At 72.1% G+C, this 19,005-nt stretch carries 17 protein-coding genes; 8 read left to right on the top strand and 9 right to left on the bottom strand.

The annotated features are described in order from the left end of the window. Window positions 1–52 precede the first annotated feature (52 nt). The 3 genes from JYK17_RS10200 (at window position 53) to JYK17_RS10210 (ending at window position 1,511) form a co-directional block, all read left to right on the top strand. On the top strand, window positions 53–559 hold the full coding sequence (locus JYK17_RS10200) for a MarR family winged helix-turn-helix transcriptional regulator (protein ID WP_441350882.1): 507 nt from the start codon (window positions 53–55) through the stop codon (window positions 557–559). A gap of 174 nt (window positions 560–733) precedes the next feature. Continuing rightward, window positions 734–1,237, top strand: a complete 504-nt coding sequence (locus JYK17_RS10205; protein ID WP_108013084.1) for a sigma factor-like helix-turn-helix DNA-binding protein — start codon at window positions 734–736, stop codon at window positions 1,235–1,237. A gap of 25 nt (window positions 1,238–1,262) precedes the next feature. Beyond that, window positions 1,263–1,511 (top strand): hypothetical protein, encoded by a 249-nt coding sequence (locus JYK17_RS10210; RefSeq protein ID WP_108013085.1) that lies wholly within the window; start codon window positions 1,263–1,265, stop codon window positions 1,509–1,511. 12 nt (window positions 1,512–1,523) lie between these two features. On the opposite strand, the gene JYK17_RS10215 is transcribed toward JYK17_RS10210, so the two are convergent. Next, window positions 1,524–2,678: a cystathionine gamma-synthase gene (locus JYK17_RS10215; protein WP_108013086.1), complete on the bottom strand. Its 1,155-nt coding sequence runs from the start codon at window positions 2,676–2,678 to the stop codon at window positions 1,524–1,526. A 152-nt stretch (window positions 2,679–2,830) separates the two neighbouring features. Between JYK17_RS10215 and JYK17_RS10220 the strand changes: the two genes are divergently transcribed. Next, window positions 2,831–3,949 carry a hypothetical protein gene (locus tag JYK17_RS10220; RefSeq protein WP_108013087.1) on the top strand — a complete coding sequence of 373 codons (1,119 nt, stop codon included), beginning with the start codon at window positions 2,831–2,833 and terminating at the stop codon, window positions 3,947–3,949. A 52-nt stretch (window positions 3,950–4,001) separates the two neighbouring features. On the opposite strand, the gene msrA is transcribed toward JYK17_RS10220, so the two are convergent. Together msrA and JYK17_RS10230 are read right to left on the bottom strand one after the other, a co-directional pair. After that, entirely contained in the window at window positions 4,002–4,514 is a 513-nt protein-coding gene (gene msrA, locus JYK17_RS10225) for a peptide-methionine (S)-S-oxide reductase MsrA (protein ID WP_108013088.1), read from the bottom strand. An 81-nt stretch (window positions 4,515–4,595) separates the two neighbouring features. After that, a complete protein-coding gene (locus JYK17_RS10230) occupies window positions 4,596–5,897 on the bottom strand; it encodes a DUF11 domain-containing protein (protein WP_108013089.1) in 1,302 nt (433 codons plus the stop codon). Between the two features lie 247 nt (window positions 5,898–6,144). On the opposite strand from JYK17_RS10230, the gene JYK17_RS10235 reads away from it, so the two are divergent. Beyond that, window positions 6,145–6,597, top strand: coding sequence for an SRPBCC family protein (locus JYK17_RS10235; RefSeq protein ID WP_222810215.1), 453 nt, complete (start codon window positions 6,145–6,147; stop codon window positions 6,595–6,597). Between the two features lie 7 nt (window positions 6,598–6,604). Here the strand turns inward: JYK17_RS10235 and JYK17_RS10240 are convergent, their stop codons facing one another. The 4 genes from JYK17_RS10240 to JYK17_RS10255 form a co-directional block, all read right to left on the bottom strand. Beyond that, the gene (locus tag JYK17_RS10240; RefSeq protein ID WP_108013090.1) at window positions 6,605–7,288 is read right to left on the bottom strand and encodes a response regulator; all 684 of its coding nucleotides are present in this window, start codon (window positions 7,286–7,288) and stop codon (window positions 6,605–6,607) included. Next, window positions 7,285–8,487 (bottom strand): sensor histidine kinase, encoded by a 1,203-nt coding sequence (locus JYK17_RS10245; RefSeq protein ID WP_108013091.1) that lies wholly within the window; start codon window positions 8,485–8,487, stop codon window positions 7,285–7,287. Before JYK17_RS10245 ends, JYK17_RS10240 begins: the two co-directional genes overlap by 4 nt. Continuing rightward, window positions 8,484–9,320 carry a CPBP family intramembrane glutamic endopeptidase gene (locus JYK17_RS10250; RefSeq protein WP_222810216.1) on the bottom strand — a complete coding sequence of 279 codons (837 nt, stop codon included), beginning with the start codon at window positions 9,318–9,320 and terminating at the stop codon, window positions 8,484–8,486. Before JYK17_RS10250 ends, JYK17_RS10245 begins: the two co-directional genes overlap by 4 nt. A gap of 140 nt (window positions 9,321–9,460) precedes the next feature. Beyond that, the gene (locus JYK17_RS10255; protein WP_222810217.1) at window positions 9,461–11,098 is read right to left on the bottom strand and encodes a phosphodiester glycosidase family protein; all 1,638 of its coding nucleotides are present in this window, start codon (window positions 11,096–11,098) and stop codon (window positions 9,461–9,463) included. 254 nt (window positions 11,099–11,352) lie between these two features. Here JYK17_RS10255 and JYK17_RS10260 point away from each other — a divergent pair, with 254 nt between their 5' ends. Together JYK17_RS10260 and JYK17_RS10265 are read left to right on the top strand one after the other, a co-directional pair. Next, window positions 11,353–12,306 carry a hypothetical protein gene (locus tag JYK17_RS10260; RefSeq protein WP_108013094.1) on the top strand — a complete coding sequence of 318 codons (954 nt, stop codon included), beginning with the start codon at window positions 11,353–11,355 and terminating at the stop codon, window positions 12,304–12,306. Between the two features lie 8 nt (window positions 12,307–12,314). After that, a complete protein-coding gene (locus JYK17_RS10265) occupies window positions 12,315–13,427 on the top strand; it encodes a serine hydrolase domain-containing protein (protein WP_222810218.1) in 1,113 nt (370 codons plus the stop codon). Window positions 13,428–13,493: 66 nt separating this feature from the next. Here the strand turns inward: JYK17_RS10265 and JYK17_RS10270 are convergent, their stop codons facing one another. Continuing rightward, complete coding sequence (locus JYK17_RS10270; RefSeq protein WP_108013317.1) at window positions 13,494–14,537, bottom strand: NAD(P)-dependent alcohol dehydrogenase; 1,044 nt, start codon at window positions 14,535–14,537, stop codon at window positions 13,494–13,496. Between the two features lie 117 nt (window positions 14,538–14,654). Here JYK17_RS10270 and JYK17_RS10275 point away from each other — a divergent pair, with 117 nt between their 5' ends. Beyond that, the gene (locus JYK17_RS10275; RefSeq protein WP_108013095.1) at window positions 14,655–15,560 is read left to right on the top strand and encodes a helix-turn-helix domain-containing protein; all 906 of its coding nucleotides are present in this window, start codon (window positions 14,655–14,657) and stop codon (window positions 15,558–15,560) included. 68 nt (window positions 15,561–15,628) lie between these two features. Here the strand turns inward: JYK17_RS10275 and JYK17_RS10280 are convergent, their stop codons facing one another. Continuing rightward, window positions 15,629–18,904 carry a S8 family serine peptidase gene (locus JYK17_RS10280; protein ID WP_372465053.1) on the bottom strand — a complete coding sequence of 1,092 codons (3,276 nt, stop codon included), beginning with the start codon at window positions 18,902–18,904 and terminating at the stop codon, window positions 15,629–15,631. Between the last annotated feature and the right edge of the window lie 101 nt (window positions 18,905–19,005).

Here is a 19,005-nt window from a genome sequence, read left to right on the forward strand (position 1 = left end):
TCCAGCAGCCCCTTCATGAAGTGAGCCTCCGGCCATGCCCACAACACCTGAAATGTCGATGGACATGACGACCGTCGGTGACACCGGTCTTCTCGACACGCTGCAGCACGAGGTGGCGGTCTTCGCCCGCCGTGCCGAACAGACCCGGCTCGGAGGGGTCGGGCAGGTGCGCAACTCCATGGACCGCGCCGCATACCTGCTGCTCAACCGCCTCGACACGGAGGGCCCGATGGGCGTGAAGGCCCTCGCGGCGAGCATGGGCATCGACTCCTCCACGGTCACCCGGCAGGTGGCACCGCTCGTCGACACCGGTCTCGTCAAGCGCACCTCGCACCCCGAGGACGGACGCGCGGTGGTCCTTCAGCTGTCCCCGCGCGGGCTCGCACGGCTGGAGGAGGTGCGCTCGTCCCGGCGCCAGCTCATGGCCGAGCTGACGCAGAACTGGGAGCCCGAGGAGCGTGAGGTGTTCTGCTCGCTCCTCACACGCTTCAACGGCGCGCTCTCCTCCCGGATGTCGGCGCCGGGCGTGCCCGGCGCGGACGAGCCGAACGCCTCCTAGCGGGCCGTCCGCGCGCGTACCTCGCCGACTCGTACGCGCGCGTGCCGCCCGGCTCTTGACCGACGGGGTGCCGCTGGCCTCATATGAGATCGGGTCCCTGTCGTACACGGTTCGTCATCCCGTGCACGGCCGGGTGCCCGTATCGGCTGGGTCGCCGGCAGGGCGGGAGGCGCGGTGCGACAACGGCAGGAGTCCCAAGCCGCCCGTCGGGCCCGGGAGTTCGAGGCGTTCGTCGCGGGCGCGGCAGGGCGGCTGCTGCACGCCGCCACGCTGCTCACCGCGGAGGCCCCGGACCACAACCCGCGCGCGCGGCGCCTGCTGACGCTCGCCCTCACGCACACGTACGCCTCCTGGGACCGGCTGCGCGGCGAGGACCCCTACGACCGCACCCGCCAGTACCTGGCCACCCGCTTCTCACGCGCGGCATGGCATCAGTACGGCGGCTTCGGCCGGTCCCGTGCGCACCCCGACAGCCCGCTGGCCCGGCTCGGGCCGCAGGAGCGCCTGATCCTGGTCCTCAGGCTCTACGAGGGTGTCGCCGAGGAGCAGACGGCCGCGCTGCTCGGTCTGCCGATCGAACGCGTCCGCACGATCTGCGACCGGGCCACGGCGACGCTGCTGCATCCGCCGCGCGGCCCCGCACCGGCGGTCGCGAAGGCGAAGGTGGCGCCGTCATGAGGCGGGCGCGGACGGGGAGGCGGGCATGAACCGGGCCGAGCGTGAGGCGGCCGCGCGGCGGATCATGGAGCGGGTGCCGCCGCAGGTGCCGCCGGATCTGTACGGGGACGTGCTGCGCCGCGGCGCCCGCAGGCTGCGCCGCAGGACGCTCGTCCGCCGGCTGATGTGGCTGGTGCTGTGCGCCGCGTGCGTGGCGTTCTTCGTCTGGGCCATGATGGCCCGCCCGTGGGTGGAGCCGCCCTCGCAGACGACTCCCCCGTACACGGGCTGGTGAGTGCGGCGCCGGCTAGCCGAGCGCCTGCTGCAGGTCCTGAAGGAGGTCGTCGACGTTCTCGATGCCCACGGAGAGCCGTACGAGATCGGCGGGCACCTCGAGCGCCGAGCCGGCCGCGGACGCGTGCGTCATGCGTCCCGGGTGCTCGATCAGGGACTCGACGCCGCCCAGGGACTCGCCGAGCGTGAACACCTTGGCGCGGTTGCAGACCTCGACGGCCGCCTCCTCGCCGCCCGCGACCCGGAACGACACCATGCCGCCGAAGGCCCGCATCTGCTTGGCGGCGACCTCGTGACCGGGGTGCTCGGGCAGGCCCGGATACAGCACGCTCGTCACGCGCGCGTGCCGGGTGAGCATGTCGGCGACCCTGGTGGCGTTCTCGCTGTGCCGGTCCATGCGCACCGACAGGGTCTTCGTGCCGCGCAGCACCAGCCACGAGTCGAAGGGGCCGGCGACCGCGCCCATCGCGTTCTGGTGGAACGCCAGCTCCTCGCCGAGCGCCTCGTCGGCGACGACCAGGGCACCGCCGACGACGTCGGAGTGGCCGCCCATGTACTTCGTCAGCGAGTGCACGACGACGTCCGCGCCGAGCGCGAGCGGCTGCTGCAGGTACGGCGTGGCGAAGGTGTTGTCGACGACGAGCCGGGCGCCCGCGTCCCGGGCGACCTGGGCGAGCGCCGCGATGTCGGTGATGCCGAGCAGCGGGTTGGAGGGGGTCTCCACCCACACGGCCTTGGTCCTGGGGGTGAGGGCGGCGCGCACGGCGGAGGGGTCGCTGGTGTCGGCGACCGACCACTCCACGCCCCAGCGGGCGACGACCTTCGCGAACAGGCGGAACGTGCCGCCGTACGCGTCGTTCGGGATGACCACGTGGTCGCCGGGGCTGAGCAGGGTACGCAACAGGCAGTCCTCGGCCGCCAGTCCGGACGCGAACGCGAGTCCGCGGCGACCGCCTTCGAGGGCTGCGAGATTCTCCTCCAGGGCGGTCCTGGTCGGGTTGGCGCTACGGCTGTACTCGTAGCCCCCGCGCAGGCCGCCGACGCCGTCCTGCTTGTAGGTCGAGACCTGGTAGATCGGCGGGACGACCGCGCCGGTCAGGGGATCGGCGGTGTTGCCCGCATGGATCGCGAGGGTCTCGAAGTGCTGACTGATGTGCCTGTCGCTCATGGGCACCGAGGGTAATGCGCCCGGGCGGCGGGCGTCGGACGGCGCGGGCGCCCGCCGTTGTCCACAGGTCGGCCCACAGGTCGCCGCCGAGGTTTTCCACAGCTCGCCGACCGGGTTGGCCAATTGCCGGTGGCGTCTGGAACGCTTGTCGCATGGAATTCATCTGGGTCGTGATGGCGGCGCTCATGGTCGGCTTCGTGCTGCTCCCGTTCCTGCGCCGCCGCCGGGGCATGATCGAGCAGGTCCCGGCCGGGCACCCGGACGCCGCCGACCCCGCGAACTACGGGTTCGCGCGCGAGGAGGAGCTGGACGTCCGCATGCCCGGCCCCGACCAGGACCTGCTGGACGTCCTGGACCTGGTGCAGCGCACGCAGGATTATCGCGCGGCGTCGCAGCTGCTGGCGGGCACGGAGGCCGAGGGCGAGGTGCGCTGGCAGCGGGTGCAGGCCTTCGCCGGCGCCGCCTCGCTGGAGCTGCAGCAGCGGCCCGGCGGGGTCAGCGAGACGCCGGGCGGGCAGTGGCTGCGGGTGTGGCGCGCCGAGCAGCCCAAGGACGCGGGTGGCGCGGCCGTGCACGCCGAGTTCCTGGTGCAGCAGGCGTGGCGGACGTCGACGCCGGGCACGGACGAGTTCCGGATCATCATGGAGGAGGCGAGGTCGGCATGTGGCGACGCGGCCCTGCTCGCCCCCGGTGACCCGGTCCCGTACATCGTCGAGCTGTCGGTGGCGCGCGGTCTCGCGTATCCCCGGGCCGAGTTCGAGCAGCTGTGGCTGAAGATCCTGGACCGCGCCCCGGCGCACATGGGGGCGCACCTGGCCGCCCTGCACTACTGGTGCGAGAAGTGGCACGGCTCCAGGGAGCTGGCGATGTCGTTCGCGGAGGCTGCGGCCGCGCGGGCCCCTGAGGGCTCGCTGCTCGCGGCGATGCCCCTGTTCGCCGTCTTCGAGCACCTTCCCGAGGTGAACCTGGTCAGCGGGTTCTACCAGAGCGAGGTCGTGACGAAGGCGATCCACGGCGCGCTGCACGCGGTGCACTCCGCCCGGCCGGACGACCCGATGCTGGCGCACGTGCGCCATCTGCTGGTGTTCTTCCTGGTCCGGGCCGAGCGCTGGTCCGAGGCCATGAACCAGCTCATACACATCGACGGCCACGTCGGGGCCCTGCCCTGGACCCTGTCCCCCGACCCGGCGGCGGAGTTCGCGGTGTACCGCGCGCTGGCGGTGGCGGGCTACGAGGCGAACGGCGGCAGCCCGGCCACGCTGCCGCACTGACGCTGCTCCCGGCCCGGCGCAGCCGCTGTGCGCCAGGCCGTCATGCGTTCGGTCAGCCCTCGGCGCGGGCGGGCAGCCGCCAGCCCGGGCGCGGGAAGTGGCAGGTGTAGCCGTCCGGGTAACGCTCCAGGTAGTCCTGGTGCTCGGGCTCGGCCTCCCAGAAGGGGCCGACCGGCTCCACCTCGGTGACGACCTTGCCCGGCCACAGGCCGGAGGCGTCCACGTCCGCGATGGTGTCCTCGGCGATCCGCTTCTGCTCGTCGTCCACGTAGTAGATCGCCGAGCGGTAGCTGAGGCCGATGTCGTTGCCCTGGCGGTTCCTGGTGCTCGGGTCGTGGATCTGGAAGAAGAACTCCAGGAGCGCGCGGTAGTCGGTCTTCTCGGGGTCGTAGAGGATCTCGATGGCCTCCGCGTGCGTGCCGTGGTTGCGGTACGTCGCGTTCGGCACGTCACCGCCGGTGTATCCCACCCGGGTCGCCGTCACGCCCGGGAGCCGTCGGATCAGATCCTGCATTCCCCAGAAACACCCGCCCGCCAGCACGGCCCTCTGTGTCTGCGCAGCCATTTGCGGCCCCTCCAATTCTTGTCGGCCTGGTCACTCGGACTGTTCGGGTCGCACACCACCGGCATCCGATGCCCACCAGGCTCAACGCGCGAGGGGTCCGGGCGATTCCGTACGGCCGCGGCGGCGGCGCACCACGACGAACAGGCCCGCGCCCGCGACCACCGCCGCGGCTGCCGCGCCCGCGACGGGCAGCGCCGAGGAGCCGGTCGCCGCCAGGCCACCGCCGTCCGTCGTAGTCCCGCCTCCGCCCGTCGACGACGACCCGCCGACCGGACCACCCGCCGAGCCGCCGCTCGAACCACCGGCCGCTCCACCGGCCGACCCCCCGGTCGAACCACCGTCCGACCCGCCCGAGCCACTGGTCGCACCCCCGGTCGAGCCCGTCGAGCCGGTCGAACCTGTCGATCCCGTCGACCCCCCGCCCGTGACGTCCAGGGTGAGGGCCGCCTTGTCGTTGGCCTTGTCGGGGTCGAACGGCCGGGGTTCCGTGCTCAGCGTCACCGAGCCCCTGGCGTGTGCCACGCGCTTGTCGATCTTCAGCTTGAAGGTGTAGGTCTCGTGGGCGCCCTCGTAGAGCGATCGCATGCCGCAGCTGTACGACCCCGTGCCGATGGCCCTGCAGAAGTTGCCGCGCTTGACGACCGACGTGCCGGCCGGAAGCTTGATCTTCACGCTGACGGACCGGTCCCCTTCCCTGGTCATGACCCAGGCGGGTCCGGCGTTGGTGAACGTCGCCTTCATCGTCACCGTGTCACCGACGCTGCCCTGCACCGCGTCGCCGGTCACCTGGTAGTCGGCCGTGTTGACGGTGGTGACGGGCTCGGTGACGACTTCCGCGGACCCCGCGCCCCCGGCCTGCGCCTCGACCAGTCGCACCGGCGCCGCGGTGCCCGCCACCGGCGGAGTGCCGTTGTCGTCGGGCCCGGGCTCGCCGAAGTTGACCCGCAGGCGCAGTTGGTCGTAGAGCGCGCGGTCCAGTGCCGTGACGCGCAGCGGCCTGTCGGTCGTGTAGACGGCGCCCTTCTCCACCGCCTGGTCGAACCCGCAGACCGCTGTCCACTGCTCCGGCATCTCGTCGTAGGACCGTATGTGCTGCACCCAGCAGTTGGAGGGGATCTCCGCGAAGTCGAGGCCCCGGGTGATGGAGTAGGAGATCCACACCTTCTTGGCGGTCACGGTGCTCCTGTTGGCCACCGTGGCCGACACGTCGAAGGTGCTCCCAGGTTTCAGCCCGTCGACCGGTGCGACGCCTCCGACGACCAGTTCAGGTGCGGGCTCGTCGGCGAAGGCGGCGGGGGCCGCGGCCAGCGCGATCAGACCGGCGGCGCCGAGGGCGGCGACAGCGACGCGGGAGGCGCGGCGGGGGTGCGGGGGCATGGGCATGGGGGGACCTCTGTCGGGGCGTGGGCAGACGCACGGGGTCTGCCAGGGGACAGCTCTGCGATCTCTAGACTCCTGCCGGTCCCGAAGGGTTGTGTGCCCTGACCGGTGGCCCCGCATCCGTGCGCGCATCCGTGTGCGCATCCGTATGCGTGCGGGCGTCCCGTCCGGCGGGCCGATGAGTTCTCGCGCCCGCCGCCGTCTACCCGTTCGACAGTCCCGACACGGCACGAGAACGAGGAGACACATCATGAGCAACGAACAGACCACCCCGGCCGAGGGCTTCTCCTACCGGCTGACCCGCACGCTCGACGCCCCCGCGGCGCAGGTGTGGCGGGCATGGACCACCCCCGATCAGTACGCCCAGTGGGCCTACGCCGCCGTCGGCTCGGTCGAGATGGACGTACGGCCCGGCGGGACGTGGAAGGCCACCATGGTCACGCCCGACGGCGGGCGGATCCCTCTGACGGGCTCCTACCTCCAGGTCGACGAGAACCGTCTGCTGGTGGTCGGCATGGACGTGCCCGGCAAGGAGGGGCCCGCGGTCATGACCGTCGAACTCGACGAGCAGGACGAGCAGTACACGCGGATCGTGCTCCACCAGAGCTGCGACACCGCCGAGGAGCGCGACATGTCCGAGCAGGGCAGCACCATGCTCCTCGACAGCCTGACCGCCTTCCTGGCCGACGGTGCGCACAGCTGAATACCCGTCAGGTCACCAGGCCGTTGCGGTAGGCGTACACGACGGCCTGGACCCGGTCGCGGAGGCTGAGTTTGGTGAGGATGCGGGAGACGAACGTCTTGACCGTCTCCTGGCTGATCACGAGCGCCCCCGCGATCTCGCTGTTGGAGAGGCCGTCCGCGATCAGGCGCAGGACCTCCAGCTCGCGGGGGGTCAGCGGGATGTCGTTCGGGGTGCCCCGGGTGGGGCGGATCCGGGCGGCGTACCGGCCGACGAGCTGGCGCGTCACCTCGGGGGCCAGCAGGGCCGCGCCCGTCGCCACGGTGCGGATGCCGTGCAGGAGTTGGGCCGGGGGCGCGTCCTTGAGCAGGAAGCCGCTGGCTCCCGCGCGCAGCGCCTCGTAGACGTACTCGTCCAGGTTGAACGTCGTCACGACGAGGACCTTGACGGGGTCCTGCACACCGGCGCCGGCCAGCAGGCGGGTGGCCTCGATGCCGTCGAGCACGGGCATGCGTACGTCCATCACCACGACGTCCGCCCGCAGCCGGCGGGCGAGGTCGACGGCGCTCTGCCCGTCCCCGCACTCGCCCGCGACCTCCAGGTCGGGCTGGGCGTCGATGATCGTGACCAGCCCGGTGCGGACCAGGATCTGGTCGTCGCAGACCAGAACCCGGATCGGTGCGGCCCCGGCCTGCCCCCCGGCTTCGGTCACGTCCCGCTCCCCGCAGGTATCCGCGCGCGCACGACGAACCCTCCGCCCGTGCTCGGCTTCGCGGTGAAGTCGCCGCCGAGGACGTCGACCCGTTCGCGCAGGCCGGCCAGGCCCCGCCCGCTGCCGCCCGGGGAACCGATCCGTGAGCCGGAGCCGTCCGTGCTGACCTCCACGGTGATGTCCTTCGTGCCGTGCTGCACCTGGACCGAAGTACGGCTGCCGTGGGCGTACTTGAGGGCGTTGGTCAATGCCTCCTGAACCACCCGGTACGCCACGAGGTCGGCGCTGCCGGTGGAGGCGGCCGGAGTGCCCTCCTCGGCGAACTCGACGGGCTGTCCGGCCCGGCGCGTCTGCTCGACGAGCGTCAGGAGGCGTCCGACGGCCGGTGTTCTCGCCCCGTGGCCGGAAACGGTGCCGTCGTCGGGTCCGGCGCCGAGGCCCGGCCCGGTGCCGTGGTCGGGGTTGAGCAGGTCGAGCAGGTGCCGCAGATCGGTGATGGCCCGGCGGCCGGTGTCCGTCACGGCGGTCAGGGCCTGGTCGAGGCGGTCGGGCGCGGCGGTCAGATAGCGCGCCGCCTCGGCCTGCACCACCATCGCCGTCACATGGTGGGTCACCACGTCGTGCAACTCCCGGGCGATACGGGTGCGTTCGGCGGTGCGGGTGTCCTCGGCGAGGCGGCTGCGGCGCTCCGCCTCCGCGGCCCGCCCGGCCCGCAGCCACGCCCCGGTGCCCCAGCCGAACGCCAGCAGCAGGTAGAACGTCGCGAACTCGCTGACCGGTTCGCCGGTGCCGGTCCGGTAGAGGGCGACGGCCAGCGCCACGTACGCCGCGGTGAAGAGCAACGCGGAGGTCCGGCGGCGCCGTTGGAGATGCAGGCCCGTGCTCACCAGCCCGAACAGCAGCGCCGTGCCCTCGACCAGGTGGTAGCCGCGCAGCTGGTCGACGGCGAAGCCGAGCGACACCAGGGCGAAGCTGAGGAACGGCCACCGCCGGCGCAGCGCGAGCGGAAGGCATTCGAGGGCGGCCGCCAAGGCCGCGCCCGCGTCGAACGAGCGGTCCGGCACCCCGCCGAGCTGGGTGCCGTGCCGCTGCATTGCCGGCAGGAACGACACGGCGAAGAGCAGCACGCCGAGCGGGAGGTCCCGGACCGTGACGTCCAGCCGACGCCACACGTCCGGGAACCTCCGAAGAGCGATCACCGGGAAAGGGTAGCGGTCGCGTCAACCCGGTTGGACTTGCGGCGACTGGGCACCAGGTGGCCGCGGCGCCGGGCCAGCCGCAGGAACACGATCGTCGCCAGCAGCCCGAACACCACCGCGTACAGGCTGGCCTCGGGGCCGAAGGTGCCGCCGGTGAGCAGCTTGGAGCCGGACACGGTGGCGTCCAGCAGCCCCTTCTTGGTGTCGTTGCCGGAGACCTCGGTGCTGAAGATGCCCGACTCGGCGAAGTTCCAGCCGAAGTGCAGGCCGATCGGCAGCCACAGACTGCGGGTGGCGATGTACGCGGCGCCCAGCATGCCGCCGGCCTCGATGGCGATGGCGATGGCGCCCCACACGGTGGCGTCCGGGTTGAACAGATGCATCAGGCCGAACAGCACACCGGTCGACGTCAGCGCGATCCAGGTGCCGAAGCGTTCTTCCACGATCCGCAACAGGACGCCGCGGAACAGGAGTTCCTCCGTCACGGCCGCGGCGGCCATGAAGCCGATCAGCCCCACCGCGCCGCCGACGGAGCCCAGGCCGTGGATGTCGTAGTCCCCGAGCAGGGCGAGGTTCACGATGATGGCCCCGAACAGTCCCATGCCGAGCAGCGTGCCCCGGCCGATCGCGGACCCGGCGCCCTCCCGGGCCAGTTCCGCGACCGGGCGGTGCTCGGTGCGCCGCACCACCCACCGGTAGACGAACACCGAGAGCACCGCGGTCAGCGCGCCCACGATCAGCGAGAGCGCCGCGTTGTCCTCGACCGCGGCGGCCCCCTGACCGCCGATGAACGCGACCGCCGCGACGGCTACGAGTTGCCAGACCAGCCTCATGGAAATCCCCTCCGCCAGATCCGCGGACCGGAGCGCCGCGGCTGACCGCAACGCTATGGATTCGGCGGCCGCAGATCGTCACCGCTCGGTGGACACCTGCGCGTAGCTCGCACGGGGGACAGGCCGGTGATGCAGTCCGCTCAGCCGGTGCCGGACGGGATCACCTGGACGGTGTCGCCGACCGGGCGCTCGCCCGCCGCGTCCGAGGGGTTGTTGGCGAGGATGCCGCGCAGGGCGATCGTGGTGGAGCCGCCGCCGTCCAGGTTCAGGGCCTGCACGACACCGAGCGATCGCATGAAGTCGGCGGCCTCGTACAGGGTGAAGCCCTCGCTGCCACCGGTCCGGCGGCCGTCGACGGTGGCCAGGATCAGCCGGCCGCGCCGGTCGATGCCCGCCATCGTGCGCGGCTGGCGGGTGTTGGCCCAGGCGTAGCCGAAGGAGAGGTCCTGGGGGTCGACCACGCCCTCGGCGGCCGCGTCGATGTCGATACGGCCGTTCTTCACCAGGGTGGGGGCGGCGCTCACGATGGAGTCGTCGTGGTCGAGCGCGACGCGCCGGCCCGCACTGTCGCGGACGGTCTCGTCGACGGTGATGCGCCTGCCGACGCGGGCGTTGGCGGTCAGCCAGTCGGCGGCGGTGCCGATGCCCTGCAGGACGCGCCCGCCCGCGGGCACCCGTCCGCCGCGCGCACCGACCGAGACGACCCGGCCGGAGGTGTTCAGTACGGCCTGGACACCGGCTCCGGTGGGCAGGGCGGCGCCGAACAGGGGCGTGAACTGCACCAGGTCGTCGGTGAGCCGGCAGGTGACGTCCTGCCAGGGCAGCTCGCTGGGCGTGGTGCCGGGACGGCCGCAGTCGCGGACGAGCGAGGGGACGCGGTTGATGCCCTGGATCGCGTACGAGGAGCGGCCCGCGCGGGCGGTGGCGGTGCTGGTCAGATCGGCCACGCGGACGTGCCGGCCGCCGTCGCCGAGGACGAGCGCGGCCCGCGAGCCGACCGCCATCGAGCCGAGGCGGCCCCGGTAGGCGCCCAGTGCGGACATGGTGCCCTGGACGCCGTCGGCGTCCGAGGTCACGAAGAAGCCGCCGTTGACGGCGACCAGGGAGTGCAGCTTGGCGGCGACCGAGGACGTGGTCTCGCGCTGGGCGACGTTGCCGTCGTGGGTGCCCTCGACGGTGCCCTTGAACCGGTGCGGGTCGATCACCGCGACATGGATGTTCTCGCGGTCGGCGGGCTGCTGGATGTCGTAGCCGGTCCAGGCGACCGCGGTGTGGAAGCCGGCCGCGGTGATCGCCTTCGACGTGGGCTGCGCGTCGGCCTGGGCGGCGAACGAGCCGACCCGGACCCGGTAGCCCATCACCCCGTGCGGGGTGTCGGCGTAGCCGGGCCAGCGCACGCTCTCCACGCGCGGCTCGAAGCCCGCGTCGCGCAGCTTCTGCGCCGTCGTCCCGGCCCAGCTCCGGGTGCCGGCCTCGGCCCAGGTCCTGGCGCCCGTCAGCCGGCTGGTGGCCGGGGCCTGGACGGTGACCGTCCAGGTGTGCGTGACGCCGGGGTGTTGGACGGTGCCCGTGCGCACCTGAACGCCGGGGGCGAGCGTCTCGGTCGACCACTGCGCGTCGGCCGCGGAGTTGACGGGGGCGGCCTGCGCCGCGGTCGGGGCGAGAGAGGCGACGACGGCGGCGAGTACGGCCGCGGCACCGACGGTCGCGCGCGTACGGGCGGTCGCGCTGATACGGGCGGTGCCTGGGGCAACTCTGCTGACAGCACGGTGATTCATGGCTTCCTCACGGCTCGCGGTGATGGCCGGTGGGACAAGGTGCGGTGGCCCTGTGCGCCCACCATCTCAAACGGCCGCCCCGTCTCCCGGCGCTCCGGCACATGAAGCCCGGGGAAGGCGGCGGGGAACAAAAAGCGTCCCGCAGGACGAGGGGGCCTCCGCCGAGCGGCGGAAGCGAACGGCTCCCGCGGTGGATGTGCGAACACGAGGGCAGGTCCGAGGCTTGAACTCCCGCACGAAGGAGGGCAGTCCGGGTGGAACGCTGGGATCGGATCGGGCGGTACGCGGCCTACGGCGCCGCGCTGGCCCTGACGCCGTACTTGTTGATCAAGGTGTCCTGGGTGATCGGCGCGCTGCTCGGTGTGCTGCCGGTCGGCAAGGGCTTCAGCACGGCCGGGTGGGTGCTGCTCAACACGGTGACCGTCGGCATGGCGGCGATCGGGATCGCCCTGGCGCTGGCGCTCGTGCGGCCCTGGGGCATGCGGATACCGGGGCGGTTGGTGGCGTTCTGCGCCTGGATCGGCTCGGGGTTCCTGGTCTCGATCCTGCCGTACGCCGTGCTCAGCACGGTGCTCGACGCCGCGCGCGACGGCTCCGGGGGCGGCGGGGGCGGTGATCCCGCGATGCCCGGCTGGGAGGCGGCGTTGGTTCAGTTCAGCTTCGTGGGGATGGGTCTGGGTCTTGCCGTCGCGCTGCCCGCGTATCTGCGGCGCCGCTGGCCGCGGGCCTTCGCCGGGCGCGACGCGGGCGGCTCGACCCGGGCCACCGAAGCGGCAGTTGCCGTCTCGGCCGTCGTCGGTCTGGTCTGGGTGTACTGGGCCGCCGGCGGAACTCTGGGGATCTCGCACCCGGCCTCGCAGGACACCGACGGGCGTCTGCTGTGCGGCGTCGGCGCGTTCTGGGCGCTCGCCGGGGCCGCGGCCGTGCGGCTGCTGACCCGGCCGCGCCCGGCCGCCCTGCCCCGCCCGGTCCTGCTCGCGACGGCCTGGCTCGGGTCGGGCTCGCTGTTCGCGTGGTGCGGCTGGAAGCTGCCGTTGACGCTCGCGGTGGCGCTCGCGCACTCGGCCGACGGGCCGCCGGAGAATCCGGCCGTGGCCGCGGTGCTGTATCTCGCCGCCGTCCTCGCGGGCGCGACCATGCTGCGGACGATCGTCGGCGCCCGCGCGCAGCCGGAATTCGGTTGCTCCGCACCGGCCGATGCCCGCTAATGCCACCCATGGCAGACATTCAGGGCTCGTACGACGACCTGTTCGTCGCGGTGCCCCGCGCGCTGGCGGAGTTGCTGGACGGCGGGGACGTGGGCGGCTCGGTGGCGGTGTTCGTGGACGGTGAACCCGTCGTGGACGTGTGGGGCGGCTTCGCCGACGCCGGGCGCACGGTGCCGTGGGAACGGGACACGCTCGTCAACGTCTACTCCGTCACCAAGACGATGACGGCCCTGACCGCGCTCGTCCTCGCCGACCGCGGCGCCCTCGACCCGGACGCGCCGGTGGCCCGGTACTGGCCGCGGTTCGCCGCGGCGGGCAAGGACGGGGTGCTGGTTCGGCATCTGCTCTCGCACACCGCCGGGCTGCCCGACTGGGAGGGCCCGGTCGAGGAGCTCTACGACTGGGAGGCCGCGACGGCGCGGCTGGCCGCGCAGGCTCCGCAGTGGGAGCCGGGCAGCGCGGCCGGATACCACTCGCTCACCCAGGGGTTCCTGGTGGGCGAGGTGGTGCGGCGGATCACCGGTCGCAGCGTGGGCGAGTTCTTCGCCGCCGAGGTGGCCGGGCCGCTGGGCGCGGACTTCCACATCGGGCTTGCCGCCGAGCACGACCGGCGGGTGGCGCTGACGGTTCCGCCGCCCGGCCGGGACGAGGACTACACGGCGGGGGCGGCCGCGGCGGACGGCGCGGCGGGCAACGGGACCGCGATCCGCGTCCGCGACGGCAACACCGTGGCCTGGCGGCGCGCGCAGATCCCCGCGGCGAGCGGCTTCGGCAACGCGCGGTCGGTCGCCCTGGTGCAGTCGGCGATGGCGTGCGCGGGCACGGTGGGCGGTGTGCGGCTGCTCTCCCGGGAGGGGTGCGAGCGCGCCTGGCAGGAGCAGTTCAGCGGCGACGACCGGATCCTCGGCATGCCGGTGCGCTACGGCCTCGGCTACGGCCTGTTCGGCACCACCTACGGCTGGGGCGGCTCACTGGTGATGATCGAGCCCGAGGCCCGCGCGGTGGTGGCGTACGTCACCAATCAGATGCGCGAACCGGCCGCCGACAGCCGGGGGTTGGAGCTCGTCATGTCCACGTACGACGGCCTGCTCGGCGTAGGGGCCCTCCGGTCGGGACGCTGACGGGGCGGCGCCGTGAGCGGGTCAGCCCCGGCAGCCGGTGCCGGGGCCCCCGATCGGTTGTGAGCGTCAGATCGTCGCGGTGTCGATCACGAACCGGTAGCGGACGTCGCTGGAGAGGACGCGCTCGTACGCCTCGTTGATCTGGTCCGCGCGGATCAGCTCGATCTCGGCGCCGAAGCCGTGCTCGGCGCAGAAGTCCAGCATCTCCTGGGTCTCGCGGATGCCGCCGATCCCGGAGCCGGCCAGCGTCTTGCGGCCGCCGATCACCGAGAACAGGTTGAGCTTGACGGGCTCCTCGGGGGCGCCGACGTTCACGAAGGCGCCGTCCGTCTTGAGCAGGGACAGGAACGCGTCCAGGTCCAGCGGGGCGGAGACCGTGGAGAGGATCAGGTCGAAGGTGCCGCGCAGGTCCTTGAAGGTCTGCTCGTCGCTGGTCGCGTAGTAGTGGTCGGCGCCCAGCCGGAGGCCGTCGTCCTTCTTGCGCAGGGACTGCGAGAGCACCGTGACCTCGGCGCCCAGCGCGTGCGCGATCTTCACGCCCATGTGGCCGAGTCCGCCGAAGCCGACGATCGCGACCTTCTTGCCGGGGCCGGCGTTCCAGTGGTTGAGCGGGGAGTAGGTGGTGATGCCGGCGCACAGCAGGGGCGCGGCGACATCGAGGGAGAGGCTGTCGGGGATGCGGACGACGAAGCCCTCGTCGACGACGATCTTCTCCGAGTAGCCGCCGTAGGTGGGCTCGCCCTTCTTGTCGAGGGCGTTGTACGTGCCGACATTGCCCTTGAGGCAGTACTGCTCCAGGCCGGCCAGGCAGTTCTCGCACTCGCGGCAGGAGTCGACCATGCAGCCGACCCCCACGCGGTCGCCGACGGCGAACTTGGTGACACCGGGACCCACCTCGGAGACGACGCCCGCGATCTCGTGGCCCGGGACCATCGGGAAGATCGCCTCGCCCCAGCCCTCGCGGGCCTGGTGGATGTCCGAGTGGCAGATGCCGGCGAACTTGATGTCGATCAGGACGTCGGACTCACCGACGGCCCGGCGCTCGATGGTGGTGCGCTCCAGGGGAGCCTTCGCGGCGGGTGCGGCATACGCGGCAACAGTGGTGGTCATGCCATCGACACTGCCCGGGTCGGCGGGATCCACCCAGCCCACGGCTTTGCGTACGTTCGCTGTGCCTACCACTGGCGGGGTCAGGATGGTGTGCGCACCACGGTGCATCCTTGACGTATGGACGGACAGCCCGAAACCCCACAGGAGCCCTCCGGGTCCCTGGACCGGCGCGCCGAGCTCAGCGAGTTCCTGCGCACCCGGCGTGCCCGGCTGAAGCCGGAGGACGTGGGGCTGCCGGACTTCGGCCGGCACCGGCGCGTGCCGGGGCTCAGGCGCGAGGAGCTGGCCCAGCTGGCGGGCGTCTCGGTGGCGTACTACACACGCCTGGAGCAGGGCAACGGACGGAACGTGTCGGCGGAGGTGCTCGACGCCATCGCCCGCGCGCTCAGGCTGACCGACGCCGAGCACAGCCACCTCATGCACCTGGCGAAGCCGAAGCAGCACAAGAAGAGGACGCCCGCGCGCACCCAGCAGGTGCGGGGCGCGCTGCGGCAGCTGCTCGACACGATGGACGGCTCGGTGCCGGCGTACATCACCGGCCGGCGCTCGGACCTGCTGGCCTGGAACAAGCTGGCGGCGGCCGTCTTCGGCGACTGGTCGGAGCTGCCGCCGCAGGAGCGCAACTGGGCGCGGCTGGTGTTCCTGAAGCCGGAGTACCGCGATCTCTACCTTGAGTGGGACCAGAAGGCGTACGACATCGTCAGCTTCCTGCGCATGGACGCGGGCCAGTACCCGGACGACCCGCGGCTGTCCGCGCTGGTCGGCGAGCTCTCCGTGAAGAGCGAGGACTTCCGCCGGCTGTGGGCGACGCACGACGTCAAGGAGAAGAGCTACGGCGTCAAGCGGCTGCGGCATCCGCTGGTGGGTGAGCTGACGCTGCACTGGGAGTCGTTCCGGCCGGCCGACGACGACGGGCTGGCGCTGACGACCTACCACGCGGAGCCGGGCTCCGCGTCGGCCGAGGCGCTGAGGCTGCTGGCGAGCTGGGGAGCGGACGCGACCCGTGCGGGACAGTCGGTCTGAGCGGCCGCCCGCCGGAGGCTGGACCCCCGGCGGGCGGTTCGCTGTCGGCTCGCTCGCCTAGAGGCGGCTCACTTGCCGTAGTAGGCGTTGTAGATCGAGATCGTCGACTTGTTGCCCTTCTTGTCGGTGATCTTGGCGTGGAAGGAGATGGCCTCGCCCTTGGCCGGGTTCTTCACCTTGACCTTGCCGTGGACGACGTCGAGCTTCTTCCAGGTCTGGCCGTAGTCGTAGGAGACGTACACGGCGAGGGACTTGAGGTTGTGGCCCTTGGCCGAGCCCTCGACGGTCACCGGGACGGTGGCCGGCTTTCCGGCCTCGACCCTGCTGCCCAGGTCCGTGGTCGCGCCGAAGCGGGCCGTGGAGGCGGGGAGCTTGGCCACGCCGGACGTCTTCTTGGAGCGGAACGTCCAGCTCGCGTCGATGCGGGTGGAGGCCGCCGCGACCTTGACGCTGCGCCTGACCGAGGTGGTGAGCTTGTAGCCGGCCTCGCCCGCCGGGACCTTGAAGGTCTTGTCGCCGAACAGCGGGTCGTCGTTGGAGCCCACCTTGGTGGTGCCCCGGTACAGGGTGGTGTCGACCGACAGGAAGGTCGAGGAACCCGCGTGGGTCTTGCCGTCGGAGTACAGCGGGATCACGCCGTAGATGCTGTTGCCGTCGCGGTAGAGGCCGAAGTCGGCGTTCAAGTGGGGCCCGAAGACAGCCGTGTTGAAGGTCTTCGAGTAGCTCTTGCCGCCCTTGAAGGACTGCGCGGCGCCGATCGTGTAGGCCGCCTCGGTGACCGGGAAGCCGTCCTCGTCGGTGGCGCCGTACTGCTCGAAGTCCATGCCCCACCGCACGCCGTTCACGGTGGACAGATGCAGCGTGCGGGTGCCGGGCAGGGCCTGCGGTACGGCGACGGAGGAGCCGCCGCTGCTGAAGGGCAGCCAGCCGACCGCGTTGATCGCGCCCGTCTTGCCTCGCGCCGCGCCGCCGAGGCCGACCTTCACCGTGGCCAGCTCCGCGGCCTTCCAGTGCTTGGTGTAGCCGGTGGCGAGCTGCTTGACCACGGAGCCGTTGGTGACGTCGTACTGCTCGTCCGTGCCCTTGGTCCAGTGGCCGTCCCACTGCTGGGTCAGCGAACCGTCGGTGATCTGCGAACCAAGGCCGCGTGAGCGGAAGTTGGTGTACGAGTCCAGGAACCAGCCGAAGGTGTAGCCGGAGTCACCGGTCGAGACCTCGTAACCCGGTGACGCGAAGATCGACGTGGCGGCCGCGTCCGGCACGGTGATGTCGACCGGCTTCGCGGTGCGCGCGTCCAGGTCGAGCGTCATGTTCCTGGTGACGTTCAGCTTGGGCTGCGCCAGCCAGTCGATGCCCTTGGTGGCGTCGTCCGGGTCCACGAAGACGCCGGTGTCGAGGACGTAGGTGCCCTTGGGGACCCGCGCGGTGACGGTGCCGGAGGCGTCGTAGGGCGAGTAGAACGTGTCCTTGCCGAGGCCGGAGATGCCCGCCAGGGACGCGTTGTAGTACGGCGCCGGGGCGCCGTCGCGGCCGGTGACCTTGAGCTTGACGTCGTAGGACTCGACCTCGCGCTGCACGGCCGCGGCCGTGCGCACGCTCTGGCCGCCGCCCGTCGCCGTCACATACGCGGAGTACGCGCCGTCCAGGGTGCCGCCCAGCTTGGTGTTCACCGTCAGGTCCACGGACGCCTTGCCGCCGGCCGGGACCGTCACCTTGGTCGCGGCGAGCTTGAAGAAGCCCGCCGGGGCCGCGTGGCCCTTGGGGTCGGTGGCGCTCGCGGCCAGGTTCAGCGTGACGTCCTCGGTGCCGAGGTTGCGGTACGTCAGCTGTTTGGTGACCGGCTTGTCGTCGGTGTGCGGCCACTGAGCGGTGCCGAAGCCCACCGAGACCGGGTCGGCGATCACGCTCTGCTTGATCGCCCTGTCGACGGCGATACGGCCCGAACCCTGCTGGAACGGCGTGTACGTACCGCCCTTCGCCGATCCGGTGAGCGCGCCCTTCAGCTCGGCGAACGTCCAGTCCGGGTGCTGCTGCTTGAGCAGCGCCGCGGCGCCCGCCACGTGCGGGGTCGCCATCGACGTACCGGAGATGGTCAGGTAGCCGGGCGGGTTCTCGCCGACCTCCTGGTCGATGACGCTGCCGGGGGCGGCGGCCGCGGTGATGTCCACGCCGGGGGCGGTCACGTCGGGCTTGATCTGGCCGTCGAGCCCGGGACCACGGCTGGAGAAGGACGCCAGCTTGTCGTGGTCGTCGACCGCGCCGACGGTGAGGGCGTCGGCCGCGCTGCCCGGGGAGCCGATGGTCTGCTCGCCGAGGTCGCCGTCGTTGCCGGCGGCGATCGCGAACAGGATGCCCTTCTGCTCGGACAGCTTGTTCACCTCGGCCTCGAGCGGGTCGATGCCGGGGGTGTCGCCGCCGCCGAGGCTGAGGTTGACGACGTCGGCGCCCTGCTCGGCCGCCCACTCCATGCCGGCCAGGATCTGGGAGTCGTCGCCGGAGCCGCTGTCGTCGAGCACCTTGCCGCTCAGCAGCTTGGCGTCCGGGGCCACGCCCTTGTACTTGCCGTTCGACTTGGCGCCCGTGCCCGCGACGATGGACGCGACGTGCGTGCCGTGGCCGAAGTGGTCGTCTGCGTCGGCGGCGGTGGAGAAGTTCTTCTCCGCGACGACCTGGCCCTTGAGGTCGGGGTGGGTCGCGTCGATGCCGGTGTCGAGGACTGCGATCTTGACGCCCTTGCCGGTGTAGCCGGCCGCCCATGCCTTGGGCGCGCCGATCTGCGGCACGGACTTGTCGAGGCTGGCCCTGCGCACCCCGTCGAGCCAGACGTGCGCGATGCCGGAGGCCGCCTTGTCGCCGTCGGTGACGGCGTGCCACAGCTCGGCGGTGTCCTGCCGGGGTGTCTGCACGGCGTCGGCGTTCAGCGCCGTGAGGCGCTCGCGGAGCGAGCCCGTGCCCCGGACGTCGGACCTGGCGGCCGAGGCGGCGCCGCGGTAGCCGACGATGACCTTCAGTCCGTGCTTCTGGGCCTTCCGGGTGGCCGCGCTGCCGAGTTCGGTGACGTCGAACAGGCGCTGGTCCACCTTGCCGGTCGCGATGAGGTGAGCGGCGTCGGAGGGGACGACCAGGGTGTGGCCGTCGGCTCTGCGTATCTGGACGGGTATGTGCTCGCGGCCCTTGGCGGGCTCCAGGCCGACGACGCGGCCCTTGGCGTCGAGGGCGACGCGGTCGCCCGTGATCAGCGTGACGCGGTGCTTCGCGGTGAGCGCTGCGGCCTTCGCCGTGGGCGACGCGGCCTGCGAACGGGCCTCTGCCTGACCGGACTTGGCCTGCGCCGGGCTGGTCATGCCCGCCGCGAGAACCACGGCCGCGGCCGTCGCGACGGCGGACGCGCATGCTCTTTTCAGTTGTCTGCGCAAGTCTCCCCCTGGAGATGGAGTACCGGGCC

Source organism: Streptomyces plumbidurans (assembly GCF_019857225.1).
In the GTDB taxonomy this organism is placed as follows: Bacteria; Actinomycetota; Actinomycetes; order Streptomycetales; family Streptomycetaceae; genus Streptomyces; species Streptomyces plumbidurans.

Bases quoted from the DNA above. Each gene is read 5' to 3' on its own strand.
- JYK17_RS10235 (WP_222810215.1), top strand. From the start codon at position 6,145: ATGAGCAACGAACAGACCACCCCGGCCGAGGGCTTCTCCTACCGGCTG.
- JYK17_RS10230 (WP_108013089.1), bottom strand. From the start codon at position 5,897: ATGCCCATGCCCCCGCACCCCCGCCGCGCCTCCCGCGTCGCTGTCGCC.
- JYK17_RS10220 (WP_108013087.1), top strand. From the start codon at position 2,831: ATGGAATTCATCTGGGTCGTGATGGCGGCGCTCATGGTCGGCTTCGTG.
- msrA (WP_108013088.1), bottom strand. From the start codon at position 4,514: ATGGCTGCGCAGACACAGAGGGCCGTGCTGGCGGGCGGGTGTTTCTGG.
- JYK17_RS10275 (WP_108013095.1), top strand. From the start codon at position 14,655: ATGGACGGACAGCCCGAAACCCCACAGGAGCCCTCCGGGTCCCTGGAC.
- JYK17_RS10200 (WP_441350882.1), top strand. From the start codon at position 53: ATGTCGATGGACATGACGACCGTCGGTGACACCGGTCTTCTCGACACG.
- JYK17_RS10215 (WP_108013086.1), bottom strand. From the start codon at position 2,678: ATGAGCGACAGGCACATCAGTCAGCACTTCGAGACCCTCGCGATCCAT.
- JYK17_RS10280 (WP_372465053.1), bottom strand. From the start codon at position 18,904: ATGACCAGCCCGGCGCAGGCCAAGTCCGGTCAGGCAGAGGCCCGTTCG.
- JYK17_RS10270 (WP_108013317.1), bottom strand. From the start codon at position 14,537: ATGACCACCACTGTTGCCGCGTATGCCGCACCCGCCGCGAAGGCTCCC.
- JYK17_RS10255 (WP_222810217.1), bottom strand. From the start codon at position 11,098: ATGAATCACCGTGCTGTCAGCAGAGTTGCCCCAGGCACCGCCCGTATC.
- JYK17_RS10265 (WP_222810218.1), top strand. From the start codon at position 12,315: ATGGCAGACATTCAGGGCTCGTACGACGACCTGTTCGTCGCGGTGCCC.
- JYK17_RS10210 (WP_108013085.1), top strand. From the start codon at position 1,263: ATGAACCGGGCCGAGCGTGAGGCGGCCGCGCGGCGGATCATGGAGCGG.
- JYK17_RS10250 (WP_222810216.1), bottom strand. From the start codon at position 9,320: ATGAGGCTGGTCTGGCAACTCGTAGCCGTCGCGGCGGTCGCGTTCATC.